The organism is Variovorax humicola (assembly GCF_037889915.1).
Lineage (GTDB): Bacteria > Pseudomonadota > Gammaproteobacteria > Burkholderiales > Burkholderiaceae_C > Variovorax > Variovorax humicola.
The window spans coordinates 275,610-290,198 of record NZ_JBBKZV010000003.1; the positions used below are offsets into that span (position 1 = coordinate 275,610).

Genomic DNA, 14,589 nt, shown 5'->3' on the forward strand with positions numbered 1-14,589 from the left:
GGTTGAAGGTGGGGCTTGCGGAACTGCTTGCCTTCCCGCTCATGGGTTGCGCCTGCTGCGGAATCGGTTCAAAGGCATTGCAGCTGCTGCGCAGGAATCCGTGCCCCGTTGCGACCACCATCAAGGAAAAAAGCCCGCCGGCGCGGATGCGCGGGCGGGCAGGTGGTCGAGGGGGCCGGAGCGACCGGCGCAGGCTTACTTGGCGACGCCGACGGTTTGGTCCGCGCTGGACAGGAAGCCGCTCGCCGAGTTGCCCGTGCCGGTGGCGATGACGGTCGAGTTGGTCAGCTTGCCGTTGCCTTGCGCGCCACCGATCTGCTGGTTGGCCGAGGACAGGAAGCCGGAGGCGCGGTTCGTGGCGCCGTTGGCGATCACCGTCGAGTTCTGCACGGTGCCGTTGCCCTTGGCGAAGCCCACTTCCTGGTTGGCGCTGCTGAGGAAGCCCGACGCCGAGTTGTTCAGGTTCGTGCCGATGACCGTGCTGTTGGTGATCTTGCCGTTTTGCGTGGCGCGACCGACGCTCTGGTTGGCCGACGACAGGAAGCCGGAGGCGCTGTTGTTTGCGCCGTTGGAGATCACCGTGCTGTTGGTGATCTTGCCGTTTTGCTCGGCCACGCCGACGTTCTGTTTCGCGCTGGACAGGAAGCCCGACGCGCCGTTCGTCGAGTTGGTCGACAGCACGGTCGAGCCAGAGATTTCGCCCGCCATTGCGCCGCTGAAGGCGAAACCGAGGGCCACGAGGATGGAAGCTTTGCGAACGATTTGCATGATGAACTCCAGAGGATGGTGACAGGGATTGCGGTGGGGCTTGCGGAACTGCTTGCCTTCCCGCTCATGGGTTGCGGCCCGTCCGGAATCGGTTCAAACAAATTTCGGGCGGATGACTTGCCGGCGTAGGATCGCCCGCGATGCCCGACAGCGTTCCGCCTGACCCGCCTCCGCACCCATCCCGCCTGACGGGTTTGCGCGGCGCCTGGAGCGCGCTGCGCAATTTCGGACTGGTGAGCCTCGGCGCGCCGGGTGCCGGCGAATACGACAGCTTCACCGCCAGCGATGGCCAGGTCGTTCCCGTGTACGTGCTCGGCGACGGGTCGCCGCTGGTGCTGGTGCACGGGGTCGGGTGCTCGCATCGCGACTGGATGCCGGTGGCGCGACGGCTGGCGCGGCGCCACTGCGTGCTCGCCTGGGACGCACGCGGCCATGGCAGTTGCCGCCCGGTGCACGGCAGCATCACGCTGGCGCGACTGGCAACCGACCTGGCCGAGATGCTGGACCACTTCGGGCTGCAGCGCTCGGTACTGGTCGGCCACTCCATGGGCGCGCTGACACTGATGCAGTATTTGCATCTTTATGGCACGCAGCGCGTCGCGGCGGTCACGCTGGTCGACCAGTCCCCGCGCATCGTGACGGACGACAGCTGGCGTCTCGGGTTGTTTGGCGGCTGCAGCGCGGCGATGCTGTCGGGGCTGATCGCGGGCGCGCGCCGGGATCTGGCCGAGACGCTGTTGAACGAGGTCGGCGCACTCGGCGGCAGCTGGTTAAGGCGCCAGCTGAGTGCGGAGGCACCGCTCGGGCGGTTGCTGCGCCGGCGTTTGGGACGCATCGATGTCCAGCCGCTGCTCGACCTCGCCGAATCGATGGCGCTGGCGGACTTCCGCGCTTCGCTGGCGCGCCTCGACGCCCCGTTGCTCGTCGTGCTCGGGGCGCGCAGCCCGCACTATGCGGGCCTGCCGCTCGATGCCTGGTATCGCGACACGGTGAAGCACGCGCAGGTCTCGATCTACCCGCATGCCGGCCATTCGCCGCATGTCAGCGAGCCGCTGCGCTTTTCGCGCGACCTCGAGCGCTTCCTGGACGACCACGCATGACCTACCCGCAGCGCCCCTTGTCGTCCGGCTTGAAGCAGAAGTCGGCGGTCAGGCTCGACGATTCCCAGGGCACCTGCGCGCGGCCGGTGTCTTCGGCCACGCCGATGCGCACCCGCTTGAAAAGCTGCTCGATCTGCAGCCCCGGTGTCGGCAGGTTGGCCAGCAGGTGGCGCGCGTAGACGCTGTGCTCGCTGTTCGCGCCGTCGAGCGCCACGCCGTTCGGTGCGGTGGAGAAAGCCACCAGCGTGCCCACGGGCGCGTCCAGCGTCGCCAGGCCGCCCGGCGTCGCGCCGCGGAATTTCAGGCGCCGTCCATCAGGACCGACGATGACACCGCCGGCGAACGGGTTCACGCGGCAGGCGTCGAGCACCACGATGTTGGTGCCGGTGCGAATGGCGCTGAGCCGGTCGACGAACTCGCCGACGTCCGCGCTTTGCCGCTGGATGTCCTCTTCCGACTTCGGGTCGGCGTCGATGGGCACCAGGTAGTTGCGACCCTTCACCTGAACGCCGTGGCCCGCATAGAACAGCATGCGAACCGACGCCTTCGACGCGCGCATCGAAAACTCGCGCAGCGACTCGATCAATTCCGTCAACCGCGTGTTCTGGCGCAGGGTCACGTCATAGCCAAGGTTGCGCAGCGACGCGGCGACGGCGGTGGCGTCGCCGGGCGGATTCTTCAGTGGTGCAGCGCGATACGCGCCGTTGCCGATCACCAGGGCGATGCGCGACGCGGCGTCGCTGGCATTGGCATTGGCGGGGGCGCCCATGGCGGGTCCGAAAGGCAGCGCTGCAGCGCCCAATGCGCAGCGCAGCAGCATACGGCGGGTCAACAGCGTGGTCATGGTGGCTACTCCCGCGGCGGGACGCCGGGTGCCAGCGAGGCGGCCTGGACGATCGGCGCGGCCTGCACGCGGGCGAGCGCGGTGGCTTCGCTGCCGGCCGGCACCCGCAGGTAGTAGTCGCCGAGCTGGCCGGGGCCGCCCGCCAACTCGCCCTGAACCTGGACCACCAGCATCCGGATGTCGGTCTCCTTCGCGTCCGGCGCGAAGCTGATCTTCAGCATCGGGCCCTCTTCGACGCGAACCGCGTGCAGTGCGCGGATTTCGGCGTCGTTGTCGCGCACATCGCCGAGCAGGCTCACGATCACGCCGCCTTGCACCGCCACGACCGCCAGCGCGGCCATCGCATAGCTCGGGCGCATGCCGAAGTTGCCGAAGAAGGCGCCGATGCGCTCGACCAGGGTCGGACGGTCGCCCTGGATCAGGCGCATGGCGCGGGCCAGGCCGATCGTTGCCGGCACGGCCGGCGCGTTTTCCTGGACGCGCGCCTGTAGCGAGCGATACCAGTCCAGTTCGCCCTGGGCCTCGGGATTCTGTTTCAGGTAGGCGTCGACCCAGGCGCGGTCTTCGGCGCCCAGCGAGCCGTTGGCATACCAGGGAAGAAGTTCTTCGAATCGTTCTTTCATGATGTGTGCGCTCCCGCGGCAAGGGTCGCACGCTTGGGGTGCGGCTGCGATGAAAAGTTCTCGACCATGGTGATCACCAGAATTCTTTGGCTCCTGCGAGCCCGTAACTGACTCAATCGATGTCCATGGGACCCCGATCAACCTGCACGGGGCATGCCCGTGTCGCCGCTGGGTTGCGCGGGATCCGCGAATGGTTCAAATTATTTTTCTGCGCGCTTGTCAATTCGGCTGCAAGTTCAGGATGCGAGCGCGCCCTTGACGTTTGGACTACTACCTTCGCTGCGCAGCAGCGATTGCAGGCAATTCTTGATCTTCTGGCGGGCGTGGAACAGCCGCGTCTTGACGGTGCCCTCGGGGCAGTTTTGCACCTCTGCCACTTCCGCCAGGCTCATGCCCTCGTAGAACACCAGGTGCAGGCATTCGCGATGCTCGTCCGACAGCTTGCCCATGCAGTGCTGCACGCCTTCGCGCCGTTGCTTGTCCGCGAGTTCCGCGTAGGCGTCAGGGGTGTCCGAGGCAGTCGTCTCGGCGATGTCGTCGAGGTCGCCATGCACCTCGTCGGGCCGGCGTGCACGGTAGACCATCAGGGCCTTCCGGCGCGCGATCCCGATGAGCCACGTGGAAAATTGCGAATCGCCGCGAAAGCGCTGGGGATGGCGCCAGACCTCGTAAAGCGTGTCCACCACGACTTCCTCGGCCCGCGCATGATCGTTCAGCATGTTGAGCACGTAGGCAAACACCTTGCGGCTGAACGCCTTGTACAGCTGGCGAAACGCCGCCTGGTCTTCGCGGCCGATGCGTACGAGCAGCTGTTTGACCTCGTCGTTGTCCATGCGGGCGGGAACTGTGCAGTGACGGTGACGAAATATAGCGTTTCTGTCCGATTCATACCGGGGCGCAATGGCCGGGGCGCCCCATCCACCGCATCGCCCTCCTTGCCTGCGGTAAACCCTAGTCGCGGCGGCGACCGGGCAGTGCTCCACTTTTGAGCGCATGCTCTCAGAATGCGGCTTGCCGCCCATATATCCGACGGGGAGTATCTTTTGAAGCTCAATGACGTCCTGCCCTTCAAGGGCATCTTCACGAACACGCCCGACGAGAGCCGGCCCTCCAGGCTGCTGCTGCTGCTCGAAGGGCGGGCGCTCTGGGAGCTGTCGGCATTGCCGCTGGCCATGCCCTGGCTCATGTCACGCGTGCCGCGCGGCGACGGGCATCCGGTGCTGGTGCTTCCGGGACTGCTGGCCGACGACGCCACCACCATTCCGCTGCGCCGCTTTCTCAGGTCGCGCGGCTACGAAACCAGCGGCTGGAGGCAGGGCCGCAACCTCGGCCCGCGCAGGGGCGTGCTCTCGAATTTGCGCCAGACCTTCGACGACTTCCACGCGCGCACCGGCCGCAAGGTCAGCGTCATCGGGTGGAGCCTGGGTGGCGTTTATGCGCGCGAGCTGGCGCGTGAATCGCCTGACAAGGTGCGCCAGGTCATCTCGCTCGGCAGCCCGCTGTATGGCAACCCGGACACCAGCAGCAACGCGTCGGGCCTCTACAAGTTCGTCAGCGGCCGCAATGATGTCGACCGCGGCGAACGCGGCGACGGCCCGCCGCCCGGCGTACCGATGACCGCGATCTTCACGCGCACCGACGGCATCGTCGGCTGGGGCTGCAGCATCGAGAAGAAGGGTCCGCTCACAGACAATATCGAGATCGTCGGCGCCTCGCATTCGGGGCTCGGCGTGCACCCGCTGGCGCTCTATGCCATCGGCAATCGCCTGGCGCAGACCGAAGACGGATGGTCACACTTCAAGCCCACCGGCATCGAGCGCGCCCTGTATCCTGCCGGCAGTCCGGACCGTCGAGACTGACCGGCGGACGCCACATTTCAATGATGACGAGAAGAGGAGACAACCCATGAAGCATTTGAGCGGACTCGACTCAACCTTCCTGCACCTCGAGACGCCCGAGATGCCGATGCATGTCGGTTCGCTCAACGTGCTCGACTTGCCCGAGGGCTACAAGGGCGACTTCTTCGAAGACGCCAAGGCCAACATGCTCGCCCGCATCCATCTGGCCGATGTGTTCACGCGCAAGCTGGCGCTGATGCCGTTCGACCTGTCGAACCCGGTCTGGGTGGAGGAGGACGATCTCGACATCGACCACCATTTCCGCCACGTCACGCTGCCCAGCCCCGGCAGCAACCGGCAATTGCAGCAGGTCGTGGCGCGACTGCACTCGGCGCTGCTCGATCGCAGCCGCCCGCTGTGGGAGTTCTACATCATCGACGGCCTGAAGAGCGGGCAGGTTGCCCTCTACACGAAGGTCCACCATGCGGGCATCGACGGGCAGGCCGGCGTCGAGGTCGGCAAGGCGATCTTCGACACCGCGCCGACCGGCCGCGTGATCAAGCCGCCACGCGTGAAGTCGCGCGGCAACAAGTACCAGCTCGGCATGGCCGAACTCGCGAGCGCGGCGATGCGCAACACGGTGCAGCAATACATCAAGCTGTACAAGATGGCGCCGGCACTGGCCAAGGCCGTCGCGGGGCTGGCCAAGCCGGTGGAAAGCGCGGAAGGCAAGGACGCCAAGTCGGCGCCGAAGAAATTCAACCTGTTCGCGCCGCGCACGGTACTGAACGTTGCCATCACCAACCAGCGCACCTTTGCCGGCCGCACCATTCCGCTCTCCGAGACCAAGGAAATCGGCAAGCACTTCGGCGTGTCGCTCAATGACGTCGTGATGGCGACGGTGTCCGGCGCCTTGCGCAACTTCTTCAAGGAAACCAACGAGCTGCCCGACAAGTCGCTGGTGGCCGGTGTGCCGGTGAGCACGCGCGAAGCCGGCGACGATACCCAGAACAACCAGGCCAGCATGATCCTGGTGAGCCTGGCGACCGACATCGTCGACCCGATCGAACGGCTGCGGGCCATCAATGTCTCGTCGACCGCCTCGAAGGGCGTGATGAACCGCTTCAAGTCGGTGATGATCGACGACTTCCCGATGTTCGCGGCGCCGTGGCTGATGTCGGGCATGGCATCGATGTACGGCCGCTCCGGCCTGGTGAACGTGCTGCCGCCCATGGCCAACGTGGCCATCTCGAACGTGGCGGGCGCGCCGTTCCCGATGTACTTTGCCGGCGCCTACGTCACCTGCTACTACCCGGTGTCGATCGCGAGCCATGGCATGGCGCTCAACATCACCGTGCAGAGCTACAACGGCCGCATGGACTACGGCCTGATCGCCTGCCGCCGCGTACTGCCCGACCTCACGGACCTGGGCGACTACATGCTGGCCGAGCACCGCCTGTTGCTGGAACTCACGAAGACGCTGCCGGGCGATGCCACGTCGGCCGGCGCTGCCGGCAAGGCCGCGGCCAGGAAGACCGCCGCACCGCCGCCGCCCGCGCCTGAAGCGACGAAGAAAGAGGTCGCCGTGATCGACGCACCGGCGAAGAAGACGCCGGCACGCAAGGCGCCCGCGAAGGAGAAGGCCGCGGCAGTGGCTGCCAGCAAGAAGGCACCGGCCAGCGCGAAGGCAGCGGCAAGCAGCAAGGCACCGGTGAAGAAGAGCGCGCGCAAGACCGCTGCGGCCGAATAAGCCTCATCTCAAGGACAAACGGCGCCCGCTTCAGGGCGCCGTTTTGCTTGCGGGTTTAAAGCTTGCGGCTCAGGGGCCAGCCGCGTGGCCGACGTCTTCGGCAAGGGCATGTTCTTCGCGCGTTTCGGCAATCACCCCGAGGTCGCGCAGCTTGGCAATCGCCGTGTCATCGAACCCCGCTTCGCGCAGCAGCGCGTCATTGTCCTGGCCCATGCATGGCGCGGCGCGGTGCGGCAACGTGACGCCCGGAACGCGGATCGGATTGGCGATCATGCGTGCGGCGCGACCGTCTTCGTAGTCATAGTCGACCACGCCGTCGCGCTCGTGGACGAACGGGTTCTCCAGCGCCTGCGCGACGTCGAACACGGGCGACACCGGCACCTTGCCGGACAGTCGCTCGATCCAGTGGGCCGTCGGCGCCTGCATCAGGGCGTCGTCCAGCAGGCGCGTCACTCGATCACGGTTCGCGAGCCTGACGGCGAAGGTGGCAAGTTGCGGGTCGGTCGCCCATTCGGGGTGCCCGAGTTCGCGCGCCAGGATCGGCCAGAACTTTTCCTTGTTGCACATGATGAAGATCCAGCCGTCCTGCGTGCGGTAGAGCTGGCTCGGCACCAGGCTCGGATGCCCGCTGCGCGCGGTGCGACCCGTGACCACGCCCGCATTGAGGAACCAGGTGCCGGGGTAGTTGAGGTTGTGCAGGGCCACGTCGAACAGCGACGTGTCCATGTCCAGCCCTACGCCCGTCTGCCGCGCGCGCGTCACGCCGGCCAGCAGCGCAAAGGCCGCCACCAGGCCGGTCATGAGATCGACGATCGACAGGCCGTAGCGCGTGGGCGGGCCTTCCGGCTCGCCGGTCAGCGTGAGGTGCCCGGCCTCGGCCTGCATGAGGTAGTCGTAGCCCGGCCAGGCCCTGCGCGAGCCTTCGCGGCCATACGCCGACAAGTGCGTGCAGACGATGGCCGGGTTCACGTCCTTGAGCGCCGCGTAGGTGAGACCGAGCTTCACCGGCAGGTCGCCGCGCAGGTTGTCGAGCACCGCGTCGGCGCCGCCCGCGAGCTTGCGGAAAGCCGCCATGCCTTCGGGATGCTTGAGGTCGAGCGTGATGCTGCGCTTGTTGCGGTTGAAGGTCTGGAAGAAGTGGCTGTCTTCCTCGCCGAAGAAATGCGGGCCGACGTGGCGGCCGACATCGCCGCCGTCCTTGTGGTTCTCGATCTTGATGATCTCGGCGCCCAGGTCGGCCATGTAGGAGGTGCCGAACGGTCCGGCGCCGTATTGCTCGACGGCGAGCACGCGCAGGCCGGAAAGTGGGAGGGAGGAAGATGGCTTGGACATGGAGTGGCCTCTGGGTTCAGTGCATGGCCGCCGCCGAAGCGGTGGCAGGCGCCGGCATCGACGGGTCCGTCGCCAGCAAGGATTCGAGCGTGCGCACCGACGCCAGCCGGTCGAGCGAAAGGACTTGCTCGCAAACCGCTTCCGCATGGCTGCGCGGGAACCAGAGCGTGGCGTTGTCCATGAACTTCTCGCGTACCTCGTCGTTGGTCAGCGGGCGTTCGGCATGGCCGCGGTTGACGGACTCGCGCTGCACCTTCGTGCTGCCGTCCTCCATCTCCACGCGCACCTCGCCGGTGTAGTGGCGAGGGAACGTGGAGGCCGGGTCTTCGACGTAGTGGACGCGTTCCATCAGTGCCCGCACGGTGGCGTCGCCGAAGGCTGCGGGCTCGAGTTCCTTCAACCCTAGCCGCCCGCGCAGCAGCCCGCTGGCCACCGCATAGGGCAGGCTGAACTTCGCCTCGTAGTCGCTCGTGGGGCGCTGCTTGGCGGCGAGGGGCTCGCACACGGACTGCACCACGCCGGCGGGCACGGCCACCTCGACGCTGCGGATCTTTGCGACGTCGAGGCCGTTGCGGTGAAGCGTGATGGCTGCGTCGGCGCTGGCATGGACGAAGTGGCACATCGGAAACGGCTTCACCGCGATGTTGTCCAGCTCCCAGGCGCTGGCGCGGCCATCGGCGCCAATGCCGGCGGTGCCCAGCGCCATGTCGATCTGGGCCTGGCGCGTGGCGTCGAGGTAGCTGCGGAAGAGGCCATAGCGGCCCTCGTAGGGTGCGTCGGGCGCGGGGATGCCCTGCTGCGCGAAAGTGGCAGCAGTCAGCCCCGCATTGGCGGCCGAGCCGGGGTGGATGCGCTTGGTCCAGCTGCCGTCCTCGATGAACTGCAGGCTGCCGCTGGCCAGCGACAGCGCAATGCCTTGCGCGGCAACCAGGGCATCGGCATCCAGGCCGAGCAGCCGGCCGACGGCCAGCGCACTGGCGAAGGCACCGACCACGCCAGTGGGGTGAAAGCCCTGGCCGTGAAAGCCGCTTTTCGCGACGCTGGCAATCCGCGCTCCGGTCTCCAGGCCGGCGATGTAGGCGGCCAGCATGTCGGCGCCGCTCGCGTCGTTGGCCGCCGCGAGGCTGAACAGGGACGGCAGCACGCTCACGCTGAGGTGCAACACGCCGGCCATGTGCGTGTCGTCGTAGTCGAGGCCGTGCGTCAGCACGCCGTTGAGCAGCACGGCGTCTCGCAGCGGCAGCCTGCGCGCGAACCCGATCGCGCCGGCGGTGCAGGCGGCCGGCACATTGGCGCCCGGCATCGCATGCACGGCCTTCTCGAAGCGGACCGCGAAGTCCTCGCGGCGTGCCGCGAGCGCGCAGCCGATGGCGTCGAGCATGAGATGGCGTGCGCGCAGGCTCACCTCGGCGGGCACCTCGCCCAGTCGCAGGCGGTGGGTGAACCCGGCCAGCGTCGTGGCGATCCGGTCGGGGGCGGTGGGGGCAGAAGTGTTAGCTGTCATGTCAGTCCAGTGGTTGTTGGGCACATTGCGGAGAGCGCGGCAACGCCCGTTCGTGGGCACCCGCGGAACCGGCTTTGCCGGGCCGCTGGGTGCGCCCCCTCGAGGGGGAGGCGCCGCAGGCGCATCGGGGGTGTTTGAACCTCCCCGCGGAGCCGGCTTTGCCGGGCCACCGGGTGCGCCCGGCAGGGGGAGGGAGGAGCGCACGCAGTGCGCGGAGCCTGAGGGCGGACAACATCACTCACTCCGCCTTGGCGCCGGAGTCCTTGACCGCCTTGGTCCATTTGACGATCTCCGACTTCACGAAGATGCCCAGCTCTTCCGGCGTCTTCACCAGCGGCTCCACGCCTTGCGCGGCGAAGGTGGCGCGGACGTCATTGCTGTTGAGGGCCTTGTTGATTTCGGCGTTGAGCTTCGCGACGATGGCAGGCGGCGTCTGGGCCGGCGCCATGATCGCGATCCACGGCACGCCGCTGAAGCCGGGGTAGCCCAGCTCGGCGATGGTCGGCAATTCGGGCGCGGCGGCGATGCGCTCCGGGCTGCTGACCGCCAGCGCGCGCAGCTTGCCCTGCTTGACGAAAGGCAGCGTGGCGACCGAGGTTTCGAACATCATCTGCACGCGGCCGCCCATCAGGTCGGTGAGTGCCGGCGGCCCACCCTTGTAGGGCACGTGGTTGATCTCGATGCCGGTGGTGCTGCGAAACATTTCGGCAACCAGGTGGTTGGTCACGCCCACGCCGCCGGACGCGTAGTTGATCTTGCCGGGCTCCGCCTTGGCCAGCGCAACGAGTCCCTTCACATCCTTGACCGGCACGTCCACGTTGACCACCAGAACCTCGGGAACGATGGCGATTCCGCCGACCGGCACGAAGTCCTTGACCGGGTCGTAGGGCAGCTTGGCGTAGAGGCCCGGGTTGACTGCGAGCGGACCCGACGAGGTGAGCAGCAGCGTGTAGCCGTCCGGCGGCGCACTCATCGCCTGTTGCGTGGCGATGATGCCGGCGGCGCCGGGTTTGTTGTCGACGAAGAACGCCTGTCCCAGCGACTGCTGCAGCTTGCTCACGATGATCCGGCCCAATGTGTCAGTCGCCTGACCCGGCGGGAATCCGGTCAGCACCTTGATGGGCTTGTTGGGGTAGTCGCTCTGCGCAAGTGCCGGCAGCGGGGCCAGGACGAAAGCGACCAGCGAAGCGAGGAGGAGGGGACGGCGAAGCACGTGCATGGATTGTCTCCGGTATTTGTACGGACAAATATAGGAGTCTTGCACCGCCCTGTCAACTACCGGCTGGGCAGCCGGACGCATCAGCGCCTCAAGTTCATCCGGTAGGTGAAGCGATCGCTGGGATGTACGTTGTCGGCGACCTCCAGCAATTGGTCCTGCTTGCCGTAGTAGCGGCGCACGATCCGCAAGGCCGGCGCGCCCGGCGTGCTTCCGAGATTGGCGGCATCGTCGGCGTCGAGCACGGCGCCGCTGAGTTCCTGTTCCACGCGGTCGATGGTGAGGCCGTACTCGCGTTCGATGAGCGCGTACACCGCGGATTTTCTTTCCCGCAGCAGGGCGCCGATGCCCTCGAGTTGCGGGTTCAGGAACAGGCGCGTGATGCAGAACGGTCGCGACTGGACGGGTGATTCGTCGGCGCGGCCGGGCTCGCCGGCGTAGCGCATGCCCAGCGCGTACGTCCACTCTTCCCCGGGGGAAACGCCGAATTCCTTCGCCTGCGCCTTGCCGAGCGTCACCTTGCCGATGTAGACGAATCGCATGTCGGTGTCGCGGGCGTACTGCAGCAGGTCGGGCAGCGCCGTGGCGTCCTGTGCGTAGCGGGCAGTGTCCGGCTTGGCGATCACGACGGTGCCGATGCGGGGGCGCCGCGTCACCAGGCCGGCGGACACCAGGACGCGGATGGACTCGCGCGCGGTGAAGCGGCTGATGCCGAACTGCTCGCACAGTTCGGCCTCTGTCGGGAGGTGCGACCCGAGCGGATAGGTGTCATCCGCAATGCCGCGGATGAACTCGCGCGAGATCTGCATGTAGCGCGGCGCGTCTTCATCGGCGGCGGGCGCAGGAGAGGGTGTTGTATGGAGGCTCACCCGCCGATCATCCCATTTGCAATCGTTTTGTTGACAGCCTCCCAAGATTTCGTTTATTGTACGGACAATTAAAAAGCGAACGAAACCACCTTGTCTCCCTCCATTCCCTTTCTTGCCGCTGCGCCGCGATCCATGCTCTTCGTGTCCGGTGAAAAGCCGGAGCGCTTTGCAAAGGCGATGTCGGCTGGCGCCGACCTGGTCTGCGTCGATCTGGAAGACGCCGTTGCGCCCGCGAAGAAAGAGGCTGCCCGCGCCGACGTGCTGCGCTGGCTTGCGGAACGCCCGTCGGAGACGTCGCAGCCCGCGGTGGCGCTGCGCCTGAACGCGGTGCGCACGCTGGACGGCCTGCGCGACGTGCTGGCGCTCGCGACCGCAAGCGTGCTGCCCGACTGGGTGCTGCTGCCCAAGGTCGAGGCGGCCGCCGATGTTCAATGCGTGCAAGCCTGGCTGGGCGCACGGTGCCCGAAACTGGTCGCGTTGCTGGAAACGCCCGGCAGCATCGATGGCGCGGGCGCCATCGCCAACGCGGGCGGCGCCCTCGCCGCGCTCATGCTGGGTGGCGCGGACCTCTCGGCTGAACTGGGCGCCCAGTTCGGATGGGACGCATTGCTCTACGCGCGTGCCCGCATCCTCCACGCGGCGCGCGCAGCGGACCTGCTTGCCTGGGACGTGCCGCACATCGATCTCAAGGACCCCGACGGCCTGGCCGAGGAGACGCGGCGCGTGCTTGCGCTCGGCTTCGATTGCAAGACCGCGATCCACCCCCTGCAGATCCCGGTCATCCATGACGCATTCATGCCACCCGCAGCGCGCATCGAATGGGCGGGCGCGCTGCTCGCCGCGTTGCCGGCAGACGGCGCGTCGGGCGCATTCATGTTCCGCGACAGCATGATCGACGCGCCGGTCATCCGCAATGCGCGACGCATCCTTGCCCGGGCCGGCCACTGCTGACCCGCCTTCACATCATCCCGAACACATCCCCAGGAAAAAAGGAGACACCATGGTCCAGGTCATCAAGAAAATCGGCGAGCAACGCTATCGCGAAAGCTTCGGTCGCCACTACGAAGAATTCCACGTCGGCGACGTCTACGAGCACCGGCCGGGTCGCACCATCACGGAAACCGAGAACACCTGGTTCACGCTGCTGACGATGAACACGCATCCGATGCACTTCGACGGCGAATATGCCAAGGCGAGCGAGTTCGGCCGTTGCATCGTCTGCAGTCCCTTCACCGTGGCGCTGATGGTCGGCATGAGCGTGACCGATGTGAGTCAGAAGGCCATTGCCAACCTCGGCTGGGGCGACATCAAGATGACGTTCCCCGTCTTCGCCGGCGACACGCTCTACGCCGCGTCCGAAGTGCTCGACAAGCGCGAATCCGCATCACGGCCGGGCGCCGGCATCGTCACCGTGCGCACTGTCGGCACCAACCAGGACGGCAAGGTCGTCTGCACCTTCAGCCGCACCATGCTGATCGCGAAGCAGGGCCACAGCGTCGAAGACAAGGTCGGCTACTGAGCCGGCCCGGAGACAAACGAATGGATGCCGTCACCACCCGCCCCGCGCCAGACACACCTGACTCGTCCGACCAGCAGGCGTTCGTCGACGCCGTCGAGGCCTGGGCCGAGAAGGAACTGCGACCCGTCGCACGCAAGTACGACCTGGCCGATGAATATCCGCACGACATCGTCGAACAGATGAAGGAACTGGGCCTGTTCGGCGCCACCATCGGCGAAGAATATGGCGGGCTCGGGCTGTCGTCCTGGACCTATGCGCAGATCGTGATCAAGCTGTCGTCGATCTGGATGGCGCCCTCGGGCATCGTCAACTCGCACCTCATCATGGCATCGGCCATCGAGCGCGCCGGCACGGAAGAACAGAAGGCGAAATACCTGCCGCGCATGGCGACCGGCGAGTTCCGCGGCAGCATCGGCCTGACCGAACCCAACGCCGGCTCGGACCTGCAGGCCATCCGCACCGTGGCGAAGCTCGATGGCGACGACTATGTCGTCAACGGCAACAAGACCTGGATCACCAACAGCATGCACGGCCACGGCACGCTGCTGCTAGTCAAGACCGACCCGGCGGCGCAGCCGCGCCACAAGGGCATGAGCCTGCTGATCGCCGAGAAGGCGCGGGGCTTCAACGTGGTCGGCAAGCTCAAGAAGATGGGCTACCGATCCATCGACACCTGCGAGCTGAACTTCGAGGACTACCGCGTGCCGAAGGCCAACCTGCTTGGCGGCGTGGAAGGCAAGGGCTTCATCCAGACGGCAGGCGGGCTGGAACTGGGCCGCATCAACGTTGCGTCGCGCGGCGCGGGCATCGCCGAAGGCGCGCTGAAGCATTCATTGCGCTATGCGCAGGAACGCAGTGCCTTCGGCAAGCCCATCTGGCAGCACCAGGCCATCCAGATGAAGCTCGCCGACATGGTCACGCAGGTCGAGGGCGCCAAGCGGCTGATCGAGCAGGCCGCGCGCAAGTTCGATGCGGGGGAGCGCTGCGACCTCGAGGCCGCGATGGCCAAGCTGGCGGGCTCCGAAGCGGGTGCGTTCTGCGCGCAGGAGGCCATGCGCATCTTCGGCGGCTACAGCTATTCGGTGGAATACGAGATCGAGCGCTTCTATCGCGACGCGATGCTGATGTGCATTGGCGAGGGCACCAACGAAATCCTGCGCACGGTGATCGCGAAGCAGCTCGTGGAGCGCTACAGGGTGTGAGCGCGCGGGGCCTCTCCGGGCCCC

At 66.8% G+C, this 14,589-nt stretch carries 14 protein-coding genes; 6 read left to right on the forward strand and 8 right to left on the reverse strand.

All coding sequences use genetic code 11. The annotated features are described in order from the left end of the window. Positions 1-195: 195 nt before the first annotated feature. Positions 196-768, reverse strand: coding sequence for a hypothetical protein (locus WKW80_RS08250; RefSeq protein WP_340363073.1), 573 nt, complete (start codon positions 766-768; stop codon positions 196-198). Between the two features lie 140 nt (positions 769-908). Between WKW80_RS08250 and WKW80_RS08255 the strand changes: the two genes are divergently transcribed. After that, positions 909-1,868, forward strand: a complete 960-nt coding sequence (locus WKW80_RS08255; protein WP_340363074.1) for an alpha/beta fold hydrolase — start codon at positions 909-911, stop codon at positions 1,866-1,868. A 1-nt stretch (position 1,869) separates the two neighbouring features. Here the strand turns inward: WKW80_RS08255 and WKW80_RS08260 are convergent, their stop codons facing one another. The 3 genes from WKW80_RS08260 to WKW80_RS08270 all read right to left on the reverse strand — a co-directional run bounded on the left by WKW80_RS08260 (position 1,870) and on the right by WKW80_RS08270 (position 4,168). Then, on the reverse strand, positions 1,870-2,712 hold the full coding sequence (locus WKW80_RS08260) for a caspase family protein (RefSeq protein WP_340363075.1): 843 nt from the start codon (positions 2,710-2,712) through the stop codon (positions 1,870-1,872). Between the two features lie 5 nt (positions 2,713-2,717). Next, a complete protein-coding gene (locus tag WKW80_RS08265; protein WP_340363076.1) occupies positions 2,718-3,335 on the reverse strand; it encodes an anti-sigma factor in 618 nt (205 codons plus the stop codon). 236 nt (positions 3,336-3,571) lie between these two features. Further along, positions 3,572-4,168: an RNA polymerase sigma factor gene (locus WKW80_RS08270; RefSeq protein WP_340363077.1), complete on the reverse strand. Its 597-nt coding sequence runs from the start codon at positions 4,166-4,168 to the stop codon at positions 3,572-3,574. 210 nt (positions 4,169-4,378) lie between these two features. Here WKW80_RS08270 and WKW80_RS08275 point away from each other — a divergent pair, with 210 nt between their 5' ends. Continuing rightward, entirely contained in the window at positions 4,379-5,194 is an 816-nt protein-coding gene (locus WKW80_RS08275; protein WP_340363078.1) for a lipase family alpha/beta hydrolase, read from the forward strand. Positions 5,195-5,240: 46 nt separating this feature from the next. Further along, positions 5,241-6,923, forward strand: a complete 1,683-nt coding sequence (locus tag WKW80_RS08280; protein ID WP_340363079.1) for a WS/DGAT/MGAT family O-acyltransferase — start codon at positions 5,241-5,243, stop codon at positions 6,921-6,923. Between the two features lie 69 nt (positions 6,924-6,992). Here WKW80_RS08280 and WKW80_RS08285 read toward each other — a convergent pair whose 3' ends face one another. The 4 genes from WKW80_RS08285 to WKW80_RS08300 form a co-directional block, all read right to left on the reverse strand. Further along, on the reverse strand, positions 6,993-8,255 hold the full coding sequence (locus tag WKW80_RS08285; RefSeq protein WP_340363080.1) for a CaiB/BaiF CoA transferase family protein: 1,263 nt from the start codon (positions 8,253-8,255) through the stop codon (positions 6,993-6,995). 16 nt (positions 8,256-8,271) lie between these two features. Then, on the reverse strand, positions 8,272-9,759 hold the full coding sequence (locus WKW80_RS08290) for an MmgE/PrpD family protein (RefSeq protein WP_340363081.1): 1,488 nt from the start codon (positions 9,757-9,759) through the stop codon (positions 8,272-8,274). A 238-nt stretch (positions 9,760-9,997) separates the two neighbouring features. After that, the gene (locus WKW80_RS08295; protein WP_340363082.1) at positions 9,998-10,978 is read right to left on the reverse strand and encodes a Bug family tripartite tricarboxylate transporter substrate binding protein; all 981 of its coding nucleotides are present in this window, start codon (positions 10,976-10,978) and stop codon (positions 9,998-10,000) included. A gap of 80 nt (positions 10,979-11,058) precedes the next feature. Then, positions 11,059-11,844, reverse strand: coding sequence for a GntR family transcriptional regulator (locus WKW80_RS08300; protein WP_340363083.1), 786 nt, complete (start codon positions 11,842-11,844; stop codon positions 11,059-11,061). A gap of 90 nt (positions 11,845-11,934) precedes the next feature. Between WKW80_RS08300 and WKW80_RS08305 the strand changes: the two genes are divergently transcribed. The 3 genes from WKW80_RS08305 to WKW80_RS08315 are packed head-to-tail and all read left to right on the forward strand — an operon-like array spanning position 11,935 to position 14,565. Continuing rightward, positions 11,935-12,795, forward strand: a complete 861-nt coding sequence (locus WKW80_RS08305) for an HpcH/HpaI aldolase/citrate lyase family protein (RefSeq protein WP_340363084.1) — start codon at positions 11,935-11,937, stop codon at positions 12,793-12,795. A 49-nt stretch (positions 12,796-12,844) separates the two neighbouring features. Continuing rightward, positions 12,845-13,363 (forward strand): MaoC family dehydratase, encoded by a 519-nt coding sequence (locus tag WKW80_RS08310; protein WP_340363085.1) that lies wholly within the window; start codon positions 12,845-12,847, stop codon positions 13,361-13,363. Positions 13,364-13,383: 20 nt separating this feature from the next. Next, positions 13,384-14,565 (forward strand): acyl-CoA dehydrogenase family protein, encoded by a 1,182-nt coding sequence (locus WKW80_RS08315; RefSeq protein WP_340363086.1) that lies wholly within the window; start codon positions 13,384-13,386, stop codon positions 14,563-14,565. Positions 14,566-14,589 lie beyond the last annotated feature (24 nt).